14 protein-coding genes are annotated in these 15,884 nt (G+C 40.7%); 12 read left to right on the top strand and 2 right to left on the bottom strand.

The window, feature by feature from the left end; translation table 11 throughout:
- From M2R48_RS02220 to M2R48_RS02235, 4 genes are all read left to right on the top strand, one after another.
- Complete coding sequence (locus M2R48_RS02220; protein ID WP_004818813.1) at window positions 1-807, top strand: putative hydro-lyase; 807 nt, start codon at window positions 1-3, stop codon at window positions 805-807.
- A gap of 19 nt (window positions 808-826) precedes the next feature.
- Window positions 827-2,407 (top strand): urea amidolyase family protein, encoded by a 1,581-nt coding sequence (locus M2R48_RS02225; protein ID WP_262084966.1) that lies wholly within the window; start codon window positions 827-829, stop codon window positions 2,405-2,407.
- Window position 2,408: 1 nt separating this feature from the next.
- Window positions 2,409-4,148 (top strand): acetyl/propionyl/methylcrotonyl-CoA carboxylase subunit alpha, encoded by a 1,740-nt coding sequence (locus M2R48_RS02230; protein WP_262084967.1) that lies wholly within the window; start codon window positions 2,409-2,411, stop codon window positions 4,146-4,148.
- 140 nt (window positions 4,149-4,288) lie between these two features.
- Window positions 4,289-5,326 (top strand): hypothetical protein, encoded by a 1,038-nt coding sequence (locus M2R48_RS02235; RefSeq protein ID WP_262084968.1) that lies wholly within the window; start codon window positions 4,289-4,291, stop codon window positions 5,324-5,326.
- A 105-nt stretch (window positions 5,327-5,431) separates the two neighbouring features.
- Here the strand turns inward: M2R48_RS02235 and M2R48_RS02240 are convergent, their stop codons facing one another.
- A complete protein-coding gene (locus tag M2R48_RS02240; protein WP_262084969.1) occupies window positions 5,432-6,178 on the bottom strand; it encodes an SDR family oxidoreductase in 747 nt (248 codons plus the stop codon).
- A gap of 149 nt (window positions 6,179-6,327) precedes the next feature.
- Here M2R48_RS02240 and M2R48_RS02245 point away from each other — a divergent pair, with 149 nt between their 5' ends.
- The 5 genes from M2R48_RS02245 (at window position 6,328) to M2R48_RS02265 (ending at window position 11,421) form a co-directional block, all read left to right on the top strand.
- Window positions 6,328-6,666: a winged helix-turn-helix transcriptional regulator gene (locus M2R48_RS02245; RefSeq protein ID WP_034611662.1), complete on the top strand. Its 339-nt coding sequence runs from the start codon at window positions 6,328-6,330 to the stop codon at window positions 6,664-6,666.
- Window positions 6,667-6,772: 106 nt separating this feature from the next.
- Window positions 6,773-7,222 carry an ammonium transporter gene (locus tag M2R48_RS02250; protein ID WP_004718027.1) on the top strand — a complete coding sequence of 150 codons (450 nt, stop codon included), beginning with the start codon at window positions 6,773-6,775 and terminating at the stop codon, window positions 7,220-7,222.
- A 26-nt stretch (window positions 7,223-7,248) separates the two neighbouring features.
- On the top strand, window positions 7,249-9,891 hold the full coding sequence (gene topA / locus M2R48_RS02255) for a type I DNA topoisomerase (protein WP_004818820.1): 2,643 nt from the start codon (window positions 7,249-7,251) through the stop codon (window positions 9,889-9,891).
- Window positions 9,892-9,961: 70 nt separating this feature from the next.
- Window positions 9,962-10,720 carry a hypothetical protein gene (locus M2R48_RS02260; RefSeq protein WP_034611666.1) on the top strand — a complete coding sequence of 253 codons (759 nt, stop codon included), beginning with the start codon at window positions 9,962-9,964 and terminating at the stop codon, window positions 10,718-10,720.
- Between the two features lie 137 nt (window positions 10,721-10,857).
- Window positions 10,858-11,421: an HdeD family acid-resistance protein gene (locus M2R48_RS02265; RefSeq protein WP_004718021.1), complete on the top strand. Its 564-nt coding sequence runs from the start codon at window positions 10,858-10,860 to the stop codon at window positions 11,419-11,421.
- A 187-nt stretch (window positions 11,422-11,608) separates the two neighbouring features.
- Here the strand turns inward: M2R48_RS02265 and M2R48_RS02270 are convergent, their stop codons facing one another.
- Complete coding sequence (locus M2R48_RS02270; RefSeq protein ID WP_262087434.1) at window positions 11,609-12,058, bottom strand: carboxymuconolactone decarboxylase family protein; 450 nt, start codon at window positions 12,056-12,058, stop codon at window positions 11,609-11,611.
- Between the two features lie 99 nt (window positions 12,059-12,157).
- On the opposite strand from M2R48_RS02270, the gene M2R48_RS02275 reads away from it, so the two are divergent.
- The 3 genes from M2R48_RS02275 to M2R48_RS02285 all read left to right on the top strand — a co-directional run bounded on the left by M2R48_RS02275 (window position 12,158) and on the right by M2R48_RS02285 (window position 15,811).
- Window positions 12,158-13,294, top strand: coding sequence for a glycerate kinase (locus M2R48_RS02275; RefSeq protein ID WP_262084970.1), 1,137 nt, complete (start codon window positions 12,158-12,160; stop codon window positions 13,292-13,294).
- A gap of 187 nt (window positions 13,295-13,481) precedes the next feature.
- A complete protein-coding gene (locus M2R48_RS02280; protein WP_154130137.1) occupies window positions 13,482-15,473 on the top strand; it encodes an ATP-dependent helicase in 1,992 nt (663 codons plus the stop codon).
- 86 nt (window positions 15,474-15,559) lie between these two features.
- Window positions 15,560-15,811 carry an RNA recognition motif domain-containing protein gene (locus tag M2R48_RS02285; RefSeq protein WP_004718014.1) on the top strand — a complete coding sequence of 84 codons (252 nt, stop codon included), beginning with the start codon at window positions 15,560-15,562 and terminating at the stop codon, window positions 15,809-15,811.
- Window positions 15,812-15,884 lie beyond the last annotated feature (73 nt).

Consider the following 15,884-nt stretch of genomic DNA (forward strand, 5'->3'; position numbering starts at 1 on the left):
ATGTTTAAAGAGATTAAAGTCGATCCAGTTCAACTCAAAGCGGCATTGGATGCGCGACAACAAATTCGTGCGGGTTTTGATCAACCCACAGCAGGAATGGCTGCTGGAATGACCCAAGTGAATATGATTTCTGTACCCAAAGACTGGGCATATGACTTCTTGTTGTACGCACAGCGTAATCCACAAAGCTGTCCTGTGTTAGACGTTTTGGAAGAAGGCGTATACCACTCGCGATTGGCTACTGACTCAGACATTCGCACTGACTTTCCACGATATCGTGTTTGGAAAGACGGTGAAATGGTTGATGAGCTTACTGATGCGAGTGAGCTTTATAACGCGCATCCTGATTTAGTGACTTTTTTAATTGGCTGTAGTTTCTCCTTTGAAACAGCTTTGCAAGAAGCGGGGATTGAAGTGCGTCATATCCATGACAAGACTAATGTACCAATGTATTTGAGTAATATCGAATGCCTTTCTGCTGGACGTATTTCAGGAAATATGGTGGTTTCTATGCGCCCAATTCCTGCCCATCAAATAGCTGAGGCTGTAAAAATTACGGCGCGTATGCCGAGTGTTCATGGTGCTCCCGTACATATTGGTCATCCTGAAAGTTTGGGCATACGTGACATCAATCAGCCAGATTTTGGTGATGCCTCACGTATTGAACAGGGTGAAATTCCAGTATTTTGGGCATGTGGTGTAACGCCTCAAGCGGCAATCATGAACTCGAAAATCCCATTTGCCATTAGCCATGCACCAGGACATATGTTGATTACAGACATACCTGATCGTGCGTGGCTGCGTTAAGACAAGAAAGGATCAGTAAATGCGATTTTTATCGGTAAATTCCGACAGTTTCTTGATTGAACTTTCTAGTTTAGAAGAAACTTTGGCGTTATACAGTAAATTGCAAAATTTACACTTGAATGGAATCAAAGATTTAATTCCTGCTGCAAAAACAATTTTAATTTGTTTTGACGAAATCAAGACTGACTTTAAAACCTTGAGTGTTTTGATTGGTACTTTAAACCTTGATTCAGGTTTTGATCGCAATACGCAGGAAGTGATTATTCCGATTCGTTACGATGGCGAAGATTTAGCACAAGTGGCGGAACTGCAAGGCCTCTCTATAGCCGATCTGATATTAAAACATCATCAAAGTACTTGGGACGTTGCCTTTATTGGCTTTGCTCCAGGTTTTGCTTATATGAGTAGCCTTGATCTGCCCTTTACAGACGTTCCTCGTCTAAAAACACCGCGTAAAAAAATTCCATCAGGCTCACTTGGACTTGCTGGGCAATACTCGGGTATCTACCCAAAAGATAGTCCAGGTGGCTGGCAATTGATTGGAACAACGTTAGAAAAAATGTGGGATTTGGAGCGTCAAAATCCTGCGCTTTTACGACCGGGAATGCGGGTGCATTTTGAGGATATAACCCATCATCCTGTATCTGTGGATGTGCCTAAGCAAATCACGCCACGACAAGATTTAAATTTAAAACACCCCCTATTCAAAATCATGGCATCTGGCTTGCAAGTTTCGATTCAAGATGAAGGCCGTTTTCAGCACAGCAATATCGGTGTGGGTACAGCAGGGGCGATGGATGTCGCTTCGATGCATTGTGCCAATCGAATCGTGGGGAATCCAACGGATACGCCTGTGATTGAAGTGCTAAATGGCGGTTTAAAAGCAGTCATGCAAAATTCAGCTGTCATTAGCGTGGCAGGTGCAATTTCCAATATCCATGTGAAATTTGCAGATGGTCAAAAAGCAGATTTTGATAGCTATCAGGCGATTGCACTGGATGAGGGAGATGAATTTCAAATTCAAACGCCGAGTGCAGGGTTACGCAATTACCTTGCGGTTCGTGGTGGTTTGGATATTCAACCCGTTTTAAATAGCTGTTCTTTTGACAGTTTAGCCATTCTTGGTCCAGCCCCTTTAAAAACGGGTGATGTCATTTACCAAGGTCAAGTCGTCCCATCCAATATCAGCATCAACGAAGTGCCAAAATCCAATCTCCCATCCCTTGGCGATACGATTGAACTTGATATTGTGATGGGACCTCGAACGGATTGGTTTGAGCAAAGCAGTATTGAAAAACTGTGCAATCAAGCATGGTTAGTCACCAATGAAAGTAATCGAGTGGGATTACGTTTATCTGGGAAAGCGCCCTTAACACGTAAGATTCACCATGAATTGGAAAGCGAAGGCACATGTATTGGTGCTTTGCAGATTCCACCCAATGGTCAACCTGTATTGTTTATGAATGATCACCCCTTAACTGGTGGTTATCCTGTGATTGCTTCGGTTGCCAAGCATCATTGGGATTTGGTGGCACAAATACCTGCGGATTGCCATATCAAATTTAGAAAAATCGCCGAATTTGTAGATATCGAGAACTAAGATGAACCAGCAAAAATATGTAAATGAAAAATTATTGATTGCCAATCGTGGTGAAATTGCTGTGCGTATTATCCATGCTTGTCGTGATATGGGCATTGCTTCTGTGGCAATGTATGCAGATGACGATATCGGCAGTTTACATGTCGAACTTGCAGATGAAGCATGGGGTTTGGTTGGCGCAACCGCAAAAGAAACCTATTTAAATATTGATGCCATTATTGATATTGCTAAAAAATCAAAAGCCACCATGGTGCATCCTGGTTATGGTTTTTTATCGGAACGGGCTGAATTTGCACAAGCTGTGATTGATGCAGGCTTGAAGTGGGTCGGCCCATCTCCTGAAGCAATTACCAAGTTGGGTGATAAAATTGAAGCACGTAAAATCGCTGCTTCAGTGGGTGCTCCTTTGGTACAAGGCACAGAAGACCCATTGAATAATGCAGATGAGGCTTTAGCCTTCGCAAAACAATATGGCTTACCTATTGCAATTAAAGCGGCATTTGGTGGTGGTGGTCGTGGTTTAAAAGTGGTTTGGAAGCTTGAAGAAGTGAAAGAACTCTATGACTCTGCTGTCCGTGAAGCAAAAGCGGCCTTTGGCCGTGGCGAATGCTTTGTTGAGCAGTACTTAGACAATCCTCGTCATGTGGAAGCGCAAGTGATTGCCGACCTGCATGGGAATGTGGTGGTCTTAGGTACACGCGATTGTTCTTTACAGCGTCGTAATCAAAAATTAGTTGAGGAGTCTCCAGCACCATTTATCAGTGATGAGATTTACCAAGAGATTTTAACTTCAGCAAAAAATATTTGTCAGGCTGCTCAGTATGTTGGAGCAGGGACAGTCGAGTATTTATTAAGTCAAAACGGGACTTTATCATTTTTAGAAGTCAATACACGGTTGCAAGTTGAGCATCCTGTGACTGAAGAAACAGCGCGCGTTGATTTGGTGGTTGAGCAAATTCAGGTGGCTTTGGGCGAAGAGTTATCGATCAAAGAAACCCCTAAAGCACAAGGTCATGCCATTGAGTTTCGTATCAATGCAGAAGACCCTAGCCGTGGTTTTATTCCAGCATTTGGTACACTAAGTTTATTTGAAGCACCTTTTGGTCATGGTGTGCGTGTCGATACCGGCGTGCGCACAGGCTCTCTGGTTTCCAGCCATTTCGATTCTTTAATGGCAAAGCTGATTGTGACGGGGGAAACGCGTGAAATCGCAATACGCCGCGCAAAACGTGCTTTAAAGCAGTTTAAAATTGAGGGTGTGGCTTCAGTTTTAGATTTTCATCGTGCCGTGCTGAATGAGCCTGATTTTACCGACGAATTTAAAGTACATACGCGTTGGATTGAAAATGACTTTAAACAAGACTTAAAATCAACTCGACGTGCAATTCCTCAGCATCAACAAGCGATGGTTTTAAGCTATATCGAAATTGATGGGAAATTACACCGTCTAGGCTTGCCTGCAGGGATGTTTGCTCAAGGTGCAGTTCAGGTGGAGCAACAACCAGCGCAAAGCACAGAGTTAGCACTTCAACCTGAGCACTTACAAGCGCCTATAAACGGTGCAATCATTGCTTGGAAAGTCCAAACTGGTGAGCAAGTGAGTGCAGGGCAAGTTGTGGCAATTATGGAAGCCATGAAAATGGAAGTTCAAGTTTTGGCACATCAAAGTGGTCAAATTGAATTGCTGAAAGAGCTTGGGAGCACGTGTCAGGCTGATCAAGTGATTGCAACCATCCAATAATATTTATCTTTAAAATCTAAAACTTATACATTTAAGTCAGGTGGAATTGGGAATTTAGGATTAAATTTCCAATTTTATTTGACCTTTTGTTGAAAGCTGGTTGTAATGCTTGCCACTGTTCAGTTGCAAACTTTTTGACCATGCCGAATAAAGCTGTTCTTCTCGATCTTGAAAATAATATGCCTACAGCCAAAATGCTGCGGGAGATTATTGAACATTACCCAATACTCTATCTTTTCAATTGTACGGGGCAATTCCAGTACTCACTGGAAGATTTAACTGAATTTTCAGGCTGGGTGAGCAGTGGTCAAGTGGTGATTTTAGAAGTACCGAATGCATCTGAAAAAGAATATGAATATGCAGTTGTGGTGGGGCAATTATTGGCATTATTAGAGCCAGAGATGCAGATTGAAGTCATTTCTGCGATGCCAAGTTGTTCCTTATTGTTAGATCTGATGCGTAGCGCTGATCTAGCGTGTAGTTTTATTCAAGTCCAATCCACGCTAGAACGTCAACGCAACAAGTACTCAATACCTAGTCTACAAACCATTCAAAATAAGCCGTATTTGCAAATGGTTAAAAAGTATTGCGATGCCTTGGGAGAGATGACAGGCAAACCGAATACCATTGAAAAATTAAAGAATTCTATTGTGAATATTTTGCAGGTTGTACCAGAAAAAGCTCAGCATCTGGTTGGCATGTTAATCAATTTAAAAATTGTCAAACGCTTTGAGGATCAGGTGGCTTATCGTAAAAAAGTCTTGAAACAATGGACAAGTCTTGACATCGACAAGCCTGTTTTAGCACGCCCAGCTGAGACTGAATCCGCAGCACAATCCAATATCAAACTTGAAAAAATTGATCAAATTTTAGAAAAATTACGTGTCGATTCAGATCAGATGTTACAGGAAATGGATCAACAAGACTCAGTGGGTGCAGTACATCAGGTTTTGTTTAAAAACTTTGCCAAAATAGATCCAGTGCAAATTGAAGTGATTCATAAATTGAATAATTTAAAAACCGATAAACCTAAAGATATTTATGAGTTGCGTGATTTATTGGAGCAAATGTTTCCAAAATCTGATATCCGTTTATTGCTTAAAGAATTGATTGAAAAAGGCTATATTTATTGGAATGGTCATGAAGTTGTTTATAGTCATGAAATGTATTTAAATTAGGGCGATTTTTAAACTGCTCAGAGCAATATAAAAAAGCGCTTAGATTTGGATATTTAGCGCTTTTTTATTAAGCCATATACTATAGTTTTATAACTTTGCTTATGCTTATAAATTTGCTACGCCACCATCGACCAAGAGTTCGCTACCGACAATAAATCTAGCTTCATCAGAAGCAAGATAAATAAAGGCATTGGCAATTTCGACTGGATCTGCCAACCTTTGAATTGGCACAAGATTTTCAATACTGGCTTTGAGCTGTTCAACTTCAGCAGGCGTACTCGCAACTTTGTTGAGGGCAGGGGTTAAGGTTGGTCCTGGTGAAAGTAAGTTAAATCGTATTTTCTGGGCTAAAAGTTCTCTAGATAAGGTCTTGACCAAAGAGCGTAAGGCGATTTTTGAAGCGGCATAAACGCTACTTTTCTCTAAGGCGATATGAATACTGGTCGAACCACATAAAATCACTGAAGCATGGGGCTTGATCATTGGAAGTAAGCGTTGTATCAGAAAAAATGGACCTTTTACATTGGTATCGAAAATCGCATCGAATTGTTCAACAGTCCATTGTCCAAATGCTTCATGGCTAACACTGCCTGCATTGATATAAATTACATCGAATTTAATGGATAATTGTTGCATTTTTTCAATGAAATGATCTTGTGATGCTAAGCTTGAGTGATCACATTGGATGCCCAAACTTTGGCTGCCGAATTGTTCTTGTGTCAGTACAATTTGATCTGGATTTCGGCCAGTAAACACAACAAAAGCACCTTCTTGTATTGCGCGTTGTGCTGCTGCAAAACCAATTCCACTGGTTGCGCCAGTAATTAAAACCGTTTTATCCTTTAATCGCATGTTTTTCACTAAAATGTCTACAAACCCTTATATTGTGAAAATTTATTTGCCAAAGTAAGTACTTACCAACTGGTGACTTAGTCGTTGTTTGGTTTGAAATGGACTAAACTCAAAGGCTATAAAATGTAGCTTTATGTAAGGTAGAAAAAATGACGACACTGCAATATGAGCAAAATTGTTCGATTATGCGATTTGTTGGATTATTTTCGGGAAAATGGGTATTGCCAATTGTCTATCATCTTATTGAAGCACAGCATCCTGTTCGATTTAGCCAATTACAGAAGGCTTTAGCGCCAATCCCACAAAAAGAGTTGTCGAAACATTTAAAACTGCTGGAGCAACACCAACTTATAACCAAGCAGATTTACCCAGAAGTACCGCCTAGAGTGGAATATCAAATTACCGAATTAGGACAAACGCTGCAAAGCGCTATTCAGTCATTGGGAAGCTGGATGGAGCTTTATGAAAAAAATATGAATGAAAAATAAGAAATTAAACTGACCTCAAAATCAGTAATTGGCGGTAATTTTAATTTTAAACTTGCGTTTTATATTCAGCTTATGCAACTCTAATATAGGAATTAAAAGGTGAACTATGGAACACACTGGTCTTTGGGTTGCGCTCGTTATTATTGTTTTTGTATTGGGCTCAATTTTTGGCTTACGCGTAAGCCCTAGAGAAAAAGCATTAGGTTTAATGCGAGAGAAAGCACGCAAGATGGGCTTACACCCACGTTTAGTGGCTGCACCAGAGTGGACGAAAATCCCGATGGCAACAGAGTCTCGTGCGAGTATGGTGGCTTATTATAGTGTACTGATTCCAGATGCACGCTTAGCTTTGATGCGCGCCCGTGTAGAAGAGCAAAAGCTTCAAGTGGTCCTCGGTGATGAGAAATTTAAAGATTTTCCCATTGCATTAAAAGGGATTTATGCTATTGATATGCAGGCCAACTGTGTAGGGCTTTATTGGGATGAAGAATCTGACCTCAGAGCAACACAGCTTGATGATATGAAGGCATATTTACTTAAATTGGCTGAAATTTAACTTAATAATAGGAACAGTGGTTTATTATGGCGAACGCTCCTCGGTCCACATCCAAAAGCACAACAGCAAATTCTCCTGATGCTGGGAAAAAACGTGCATTAGTGATTGTGGAGTCGCCTGCAAAAGCGAAAACGATTAATAAATATTTAGGCTCAAATTACATTGTGAAGTCTTCGGTAGGTCATGTTCGTGATTTACCTACAGGTGGTTCAAGTAAATCGACAGAAAAAAAGCCTGCAACGCGTACCAAATTGACGGATGAACAGAAGGCTGAAAAAGCACAATCCGCTTTAGTCAATCGTATGGGTGTCGATCCTGAGCATGGTTGGAAAGCCAAATATGAAGTGCTTCCAGGCAAAGAACATGTGGTCGCTGAACTCAAAAAACTAGCCAAAGATGCAGATGAAATCTATCTCGCAACGGATTTGGATAGAGAAGGAGAAGCGATTGCATGGCATTTAAGAGAAGTGATTGGTGGTGATGATAGCCGTTACCATCGTGTGGTCTTTAACGAGATTACTAAAAATGCCATTCAAGAAGCATTTAAGCAACCTACACGTCTAGATTTAAACCGTGTGAATGCGCAACAAGCACGTCGTTTTCTCGACCGCGTGGTGGGCTTTATGGTTTCACCGCTACTGTGGGAAAAGATTGCACGTGGCCTCTCTGCAGGGCGTGTACAGTCGGTTGCAGTAAAATTGGTGGTCGAGCGTGAGCGTGAGATTCGTGCCTTTATTCCTGAAGAATACTGGCAAGTTTTTGCAGACACTCATTCTGCAAAAGATGAAATTCGTTTAGAAGCAGTCAAACAAGGCGGCAAAACATTAAAATTACAAAATAAAGCGCAAACAGATGCTTTATTGAAAATTTTAAAAGATGCTGAATATAAAGTTGCAACACGTGAAGATAAGCCAACGAAGGTCAATCCAAGTGCGCCTTATATCACTTCAACCTTGCAACAAGCTGCAAGTACTCGCTTAGGTTTTTCAGTAAAGAAAACCATGATGCTTGCACAGCGCTTATATGAAGCTGGTTTTATTACTTATATGCGTACTGACTCAACATTCTTGAGTGATGATGCTGTCAGTATGGTGCGTAATCATATTGAAACTGAATTTGGTGCAAAGTACTTACCTGCTAAAGCAAATCGTTATGGGAATAAAGCCAATGCGCAAGAAGCCCATGAAGCTATTCGTCCTTCCAATGTTGCCTTAAAAGGCGATAGTTTGGCGGGTGTTGAGCGTGATGCACAGCGTTTATATGATTTGATCTGGCGTCAATTTGTTGCATGTCAAATGACTCCAGCAGAGTATTTATCCTCAACGATTTTGGTTGATGCGAATGGTGTAGAACTCAAAGCCAAAGGTCGTACTTTAGTTTTTGATGGTTTTACCAAAGTTCGTGGTCAGAACAAGTCTGATGATGATGTTTTATTACCTGCAGTCAAAGTGGGTGAAATTCTCAAACTTGAGAAACTTGATCCTTCTCAACACTTTACTAAACCACCTGCACGTTTTACTGAAGCATCTTTAGTAAAAGAGTTGGAAAAACGTGGAATCGGTCGTCCATCGACTTATGCTGCGATTATTTCGACGATTCAAGATCGTGGTTATGTCAAACTCGACAATCGCCGTCTTTTTGCAGAGAAGATGGGTGAAATTGTTACCGATCGTCTAGACGAGAACTTCAATAACCTGATGAATTATGCATTTACTGCAGATTTGGAAGGTCAATTGGATAAAGTTGCAGATGGTGAACGTAATTGGAAAGAACTGTTAGATAGTTTCTATGGTGATTTTAAAAAGCGTTTAACCACAGCACAGGGCGAAAACGGCATGCGCCGTAATCAACCTGTAGAAGTTGAAGCTGTTCACTGTAAAGAATGTGAACGCCCGATGCAGATTCGTACAGGCACGACGGGTGTCTTCCTTGGCTGTTCTGGTTATAACTTACCACCAAAAGAACGCTGTAAAGGAACGTTGAATTTAACACCAGTTGAGTCGTTGGCTATACTTTCTGATGATGACAGTGCTGAAACTGCTGACTTAATGTCGAAAAAACGTTGTCCAGTATGTGGTACTGCAATGGACAGCTATGTGATTGATGGTGGTCGCAAGTTACATATTTGTGGAAATAACCCAGATTGTGATGGTTATGAGCTGGAAGAAGGCGAGTTCAAAATCAAGGGTTATGATGGTCCAACCATTCCATGTGATAAATGTGATGGCGAGATGCAGTTGAAAACGGGTCGTTTTGGTCCATATTTCGCTTGTATGAGTTGTGACAATACCCGTAAAGTTTTGAAAAATGGTCAGCCAGCACCACCTCGTGTCGACCCAATCAAAATGGAACATTTACGTTCAGTCAAACATGATGATTACTTTGTTCTACGTGATGGAGCAGCGGGTTTATTCTTGGCGGCAAGCAAATTCCCTAAAGTACGCGAAACACGTGCACCGAAGGTTGCGGAGTTACGTTCAGTTGCAGATCAACTTGATCCTAAGTATCAGTTTATCTTGCAAGCGCCTGATCAAGATCCAGATGGTAATCCAACATTGGTTAAGTTTAGCCGTAAAAACCAAGCGCAATATATTGGTTCAGAAACCCCAGAAGGTAAACAAACCAAATGGTCTTTGGTCTACCAAGATGGGAAATGGGTAGAAGCTTAATCCATAAATATTTAAAAATGCTGGCCTAGGTCAGCATTTTTATTGCGATTAAAAATTGAGAATATATTCAATGTGGAAAAAGATTCGAGTTGGTATTTTACTGGTCATTCTGCTGATTGTTGCAGTGAACGCTTGGCGTGATATGAACCAAGATTGGAGCAAGCCAATCGTTGTTTTATTACATCCGATCAATGCAGATGGTCAACGCTCCACATCAGCCTATATTCAGCAAATTTCAACAGATGATCTTGAGGAAATTGAACATTATTTAGGTCTACAGTCTCAAGCATTTCGTGGGCAACCGATTTCATTTCATTTTCAGCTTGGACGTGAATTAAATACCTTGCCACCTAAGTTTCCAGAATCAGGTCGTATCTTGGATACGGTTTTGTGGAGTTTAAAATTTAGATTTTATGCATGGAAACAGCATCAAGGCGAAGATGGCTCACCATCGGTAACGCTGTATTTAAATTATTATGATCCCAAGTTGCAGAAAGTATTGAAGCACTCCACTGCATTGGAGCGTGGGCGTATTGGCTCAGTGAATTTATTTGCATCACGAAAGCAAAGTTCGAGCAATAAAGTCGTTCTTGTACATGAGTTATTGCATACCTTTGGTGCAAAAGACAAATATGATTTTACAACGGGGCAGCCACTCTATCCGACGGGCTATGCCAATCCTGAGCAACAACCACGTTATCCGCAGCAGCGTGCAGAAATTATGGGCGGCTATATTGCGCTTTCAGAAAGCAAAAGCAAGACACCTGAAGATCTAGAAGATACCATGATCAGTCGACTCACTGCACAAGAAATGGGGTGGGTGAAGTAGCGTATAGAGCTGTGCTGTTTATCGCTTAGATTCTGCTCAAACAAAGCTTTATTTTGGTACAGATGCAGATTTTATACAGACAAACACCTGAATTAGATCAACAATAAAATGAATGAATAACAACCAAGAGAAGAATTATGCGTACTGTAGGAAATGATTTAGTTCGTCATCAACTCCATGAAAACCGTAAATGGTATCTTCTGCTTGGAGCTTTATTGGTGATCTTTGGATTAGTGCTATTGGCTTCACTGGGTATGGCAACATTGACGGTTGTTGCATTGTTTGGTGCTTTAATGATGATCGGTGGGGTTTTACACCTGATTGCAGCGTTTAAAATTTTTGATGGTGGTTTCCGCTGGCTTTGGGCGTTGTTTGGTGTGTTGTATATTGCAGCGGGTTATTATGCATTTAAATCTCCGATTACTACTGCAGTGGTATTAACCAATTTACTGGCAATTGCTTTATTGATTGGCGGTTTTATTCGTATTTTTAATGCGTTTATGTTAAAGCCAATGTCTGGATGGGGGTGGACATTATTTTCAGGGCTTTTAACCTTGGCAACAGGTGCAATTATTCTGGCATCACCAGACTCTCCTTTTTGGGTACTCGGATTATTTTTAGGTGTGGATATTTTGTTCCAAGGAGTCAACTATCTCACCTTTGCTGCGGCAATTAAACAAATCCCACCTGCGAGTCATTAAGGTTTCATTTAATGTTTTAAATCATATGTGCTTTTAACAAAACGCCTGATCAATGACATCAGGCGTTTTGCATTTTGGTGTAAACTTTTATGCAACTAGAGCAGTATTCAGTTAAATCTTATCTCAATTAACCTTCCTAAAAAGCGAGGTGTTACCTAGATAAATGATTTAAGCGTTGAAACTCAGCTTATTTCGCGACTTTATATTGGCTGGAAATGGCGATACGGTTCCATGTGTTGATCACAATCGCAACCCATTCAATCGCCGTGATTTCATCACTGGATAAATGCTGTGCAGCTTGTTCATAAGCGCTATCTGGAAAATGTTGATTGGCAATTAAAGTGATCTCTTCAATTAAAATTAAAGCCGCACGTTCTTTTTCAGTAAAGTATTCACTTTCACGCCAAGCACTAATCAACGCAATACGATCCGTTGACTCGCCCGCTTTAATTGCATCTTGGGTATGCATACGAACACAGAAAGCACATTGGTTAATTTGCGAGGCTCTTAATTTGAGCAAATGAGAGAATCCAGCATCAAGCCCAGCTTGCTGAACTTTTTGCATAGATAAATTTTCAAGCTCGATGACCGTTTTATATAGTTCTGGGGCAGTCTTACCAAGGTTTACACGTTGCATAGTTGTCATTTCTTTAGTCTTAATTATGAATTTATTAGTTTATCTATACTCGAAAAATCGTTATGTTAATTTTTGAATCTCACCAAAATGCATTTGCTCATGTCTAAAGTTTTTGTTCTTGCGCCTGACTCATTTAAAGAAAGTATGACAGCCGAACAAGCTTGTTTTGCAATGCAACGTGGTACTGAAAAAGTCATTGCTGATGCACAGTTTATTCATGTACCTATGGCAGATGGTGGTGAGGGAACAGTCGATGCTTTGGTCGCTGCACGAAGTGGTCGTAAAGTATATGTTGAGGTCACTGGTCCATTCGCTCAGCAACGAATATCGACCTATTGGGGATTAATTGATGGTGGTCAGACGGCTGTTATAGAAATGGCGCTGGCAAATGGTATTCACCTGATCGAAAAGTCTCAACGCAATCCTTTAGTGACGTCAACTCTGGGTACAGGCGAAATGATCAAAGCCGCTTTGGATTTGGGTGTTGGTAAAATCATTATTGGCCTGGGTGGTAGTGTCACCAATGATGCTGGTGCCGGGATGGCACAGGCTTTAGGGGCAAAATTTTTAGATGAGAATAACCATTCTGTAGACGTGGGTGGTGGGCAGCTTCAGCAGATCAAAAGCATTGATCTTTCACAACTCGATGCGCGTTTAAAAGCAACTGAAATTATTATTGCCAGTGATGTAAACAATCCATTATGTGGTCCAAATGGTGCTTCTTTTATTTTTGCGCCACAGAAAGGAGCAACTGCTGAGATGGTTGGGATCTTAGATCAAAATCTTGATCATTTTGCTGCGTTGGTGAAACAACAGTTGAATGTTGATGTTGCAAATGTACAGGGTGCTGGTGCTGCAGGCGGTTTGGGTTTCGGACTTATGGCTTTTACAGGAGCAAAAATACGCTCTGGTGTAGAAATTGTGATTAAAGAAACCCAACTTGAGGAAAAAATTGCACAAGCGGATTATGTGTTTACTGGTGAGGGCGGTATTGATTTTCAAACTAAGTTTGGCAAAACGCCTTTTGGGGTGGCGCAAGTTGCCAAGCAGTTGAATAAACCTGTGATTGCTTTTGCAGGGCATATCGGTGAAGGCGTCGATGAGCTTTATGCAGAAGGCTTTAGTGCAATTTTTGGTATTGTTGATGGTGCATGTGATTTAGCAACAGCATTAAAGCATGGTGAGCAAAATTTAGAACGCTGTTGTGAGAGTGTGGCACGGTTGTTAAGATTATAGGGTTGTTTTTATTATCGAAGCTCTCCTTTAATCTCTGCTATGGGTGATAAATTTTATTGTCTTGAATTTTTCTTCATTGGTATGTCCTGATTTAAGCGTCAATTCACGACTTGATTCTTGGGTTAAAATGCATAATTTCACTATAGCTCTGCTAAACTAGCAGCCATCCATAAAATGATGAGTGAAAATGAGTTTAGCCAACCTGATTAATGAATTAAACCCTCAACAAAAACAAGCTGCTACGACTGAAACAAAACATAGTCTAGTTCTTGCTGGGGCAGGTTGTGGCAAAACCAAAACCATTGTGGCACGAGCTGCATATCTCATTGATCAAGGCATTCCTGCCAATCAAATCCAAATTTTGACATTTACTCGCCGTTCTGCCAGCGAGATTGTGGCGCGGGTAGAGCTTGCTTTAGGTGATCAGGCCAAAGGGTTACGCGCATCTACATTTCATACCTTTTGCATGTATTTACTTAGACGTGTGCCAAAAGCTTTTGGATTAGATCAATTTTCGATCATAGATCGTGATGATCAATTGATGTTGTTCCGTTTGATTCGTGGAAAGGATGATAAAAAGAATCCCAACGCCTTACCTAAACCACAACAGCTTTGTGATTTATATTCCTTTGCACGCAATACTCGGCAAAAACTAAGTTTGGCTTTAGAAAAGCAACTGCCTGAGTTTTTAGACGATAAAGAGCAAATCGCTGAAATCATGAAAGAGTACGAAATCCGTAAGCGGGCACGTAGTTTTCTAGATTACGATGATATTCTCGCCGTGGTTGCATCTGCTTTGGCGCAGTCCGATGGTTTAGCGGATTATGTTGCGGGCTTATGCCAGTACATGCTAGTTGATGAAATGCAAGATACCAATCCTTTGCAGTGGGCAATTCTTGAACCATTAAAAGATAAAACATCACTGTTCTGCGTGGGGGACGATGCACAGTCGATTTATGGTTTTCGTGGTGCGGATTTTGAAAATATCCACCATTTTAAAGAGCGTGTGCCAGATGCAGAGATTTTCAAATTAGAAAAAAATTATCGTTCTACTCAAGAAATTTTAGATTTTTCCAACTGGTTACTCGATCAAAGTTCGATTCATTACGATAAAAAACTGGAAGCTTATCGTGGTGATGGTATTAAACCGCGAATGCATGTTTTTCCAAATGAGTTTGATGAAGCAAAATGGATCGCGATCGACATCAAAGAGCGGCATTTATTGGAAGGTTCAGCTTGGCATGACCATATGGTGTTGGTGCGCTCAGCCTTTGCGGCAAGACATATTGAGGCTGCTTTTATCCAAGCCAATGTTCCCTACCGATTTATTGGAGGGATGAAGTTGCTTGAAACAGCGCATGTCAAAGACTTATTGAGTTTATTGCGTGTTATTGCTAACCCATTGGATGATATTGCGTGGATGCGGTTTTTAACCTTATGGAATGGCGTGGGCGACGTCGGTGCGAGTAAGCTGGCGCAACAGCTCTTACTGGATGCAGATATTGAGAAAATTACAGAAAAATTAGAGAAGTTTGGGCGCATTCCTGACAATACATTGCTGATCATGAAGCAAATGAGTGTATTAAAAACCGAAGTTGAAGCCTGTGTAAAACTCGGTGTAGAGGCTATTCTCAACCAACTTGAAGAAAACTATGCCAAAAAAGATTGGCATAAACGAGTGGGTGATTTTGATCTGGTCAAGCAACTGGCGTCTAAACATACCCAACTGAGCGAGTTCTTAGAAGAATATGTACTTGACCCTGTTTCAATCAGTGAAATTGAGCGTCAGTCGCAAGATGATGTGGTGACTTTAATTACCATCCATTCTGCTAAAGGTACAGAACAAAAGGTTTGCTATGTGGCAAATGTCTCTGCTGGACAGTACCCAAATGCACGTGCGCAAGGGAATTTCGATGAAGTTGAAGAAGAGCGCCGTGTACTTTATGTGGCTTTAACACGTGCTCAAAATGAACTTATTCTAACCAAACAAAATTTAAGTTTTTGGGCACATACGCAAACAGATGAACAAGGTCGTAAGATTGAAAGTTATTTTCTCAATGATTTAACTCGAAATTTATGTAGCACAGAAACCCACTATAGACAGCGAGAGCAAACTGTAAAAAGTGCCCTAATCGAGCGTCGGGCGATTAATTTAGATTTTGGTATAGATCTAGATTAAACTATAGCAATCGTTTTTCATTCAAAAAGTAGGTAGGCGAGTGCTTTTTGATGTTTTTTGCCTCGTTTATATTTTAAGGTTGTGAGATGAAAATTTTAGTTCGTAATTTAGAACGTACTGTAACTGAAGCTGAATTGTTAGAGTTATTTAAGCAATACGGTACAGTAGATACTTGTACTCTAGTACTTGATGCGGCAACAGGTAAATCGAAAGGTTTTGCTTTTGTTGAAATGCCACATGGTAGAGAAGCAGTTAAAGCGATTAAAGGTTTAAATACCTTGCGCTTACATGGTCATGGAATTCGTGTAAAAGCAGCGGAAGATAAGCCAGAAGCATAATTGGCAGATAGTCTAAGGAGCATTTATTGCTCCTTTTTTTTATTTTAGTATTTAAATAATCTCGTCAAACCAT

Origin of the sequence: Acinetobacter sp. I-MWF, from assembly GCF_025433935.1 — a bacterium.
Taxonomy (GTDB): Bacteria; Pseudomonadota; Gammaproteobacteria; order Pseudomonadales; family Moraxellaceae; genus Acinetobacter; species Acinetobacter guillouiae.

Excerpts from the sequence above, each read along its gene's own strand:
- M2R48_RS02220 (WP_004818813.1), top strand. The coding sequence starts at position 1 with ATGTTTAAAGAGATTAAAGTCGATCCAGTTCAACTCAAAGCGGCATTG.
- M2R48_RS02225 (WP_262084966.1), top strand. The coding sequence starts at position 827 with ATGCGATTTTTATCGGTAAATTCCGACAGTTTCTTGATTGAACTTTCT.
- M2R48_RS02230 (WP_262084967.1), top strand. The coding sequence starts at position 2,409 with ATGAACCAGCAAAAATATGTAAATGAAAAATTATTGATTGCCAATCGT.
- M2R48_RS02235 (WP_262084968.1), top strand. The coding sequence starts at position 4,289 with ATGCCGAATAAAGCTGTTCTTCTCGATCTTGAAAATAATATGCCTACA.
- M2R48_RS02240 (WP_262084969.1), bottom strand. The coding sequence starts at position 6,178 with ATGCGATTAAAGGATAAAACGGTTTTAATTACTGGCGCAACCAGTGGA.
- M2R48_RS02245 (WP_034611662.1), top strand. The coding sequence starts at position 6,328 with ATGACGACACTGCAATATGAGCAAAATTGTTCGATTATGCGATTTGTT.
- M2R48_RS02250 (WP_004718027.1), top strand. The coding sequence starts at position 6,773 with ATGGAACACACTGGTCTTTGGGTTGCGCTCGTTATTATTGTTTTTGTA.
- topA (WP_004818820.1), top strand. The coding sequence starts at position 7,249 with ATGGCGAACGCTCCTCGGTCCACATCCAAAAGCACAACAGCAAATTCT.
- M2R48_RS02260 (WP_034611666.1), top strand. The coding sequence starts at position 9,962 with ATGTGGAAAAAGATTCGAGTTGGTATTTTACTGGTCATTCTGCTGATT.
- M2R48_RS02265 (WP_004718021.1), top strand. The coding sequence starts at position 10,858 with ATGCGTACTGTAGGAAATGATTTAGTTCGTCATCAACTCCATGAAAAC.
- M2R48_RS02270 (WP_262087434.1), bottom strand. The coding sequence starts at position 12,058 with ATGCAACGTGTAAACCTTGGTAAGACTGCCCCAGAACTATATAAAACG.
- M2R48_RS02275 (WP_262084970.1), top strand. The coding sequence starts at position 12,158 with ATGTCTAAAGTTTTTGTTCTTGCGCCTGACTCATTTAAAGAAAGTATG.
- M2R48_RS02280 (WP_154130137.1), top strand. The coding sequence starts at position 13,482 with ATGAGTTTAGCCAACCTGATTAATGAATTAAACCCTCAACAAAAACAA.
- M2R48_RS02285 (WP_004718014.1), top strand. The coding sequence starts at position 15,560 with ATGAAAATTTTAGTTCGTAATTTAGAACGTACTGTAACTGAAGCTGAA.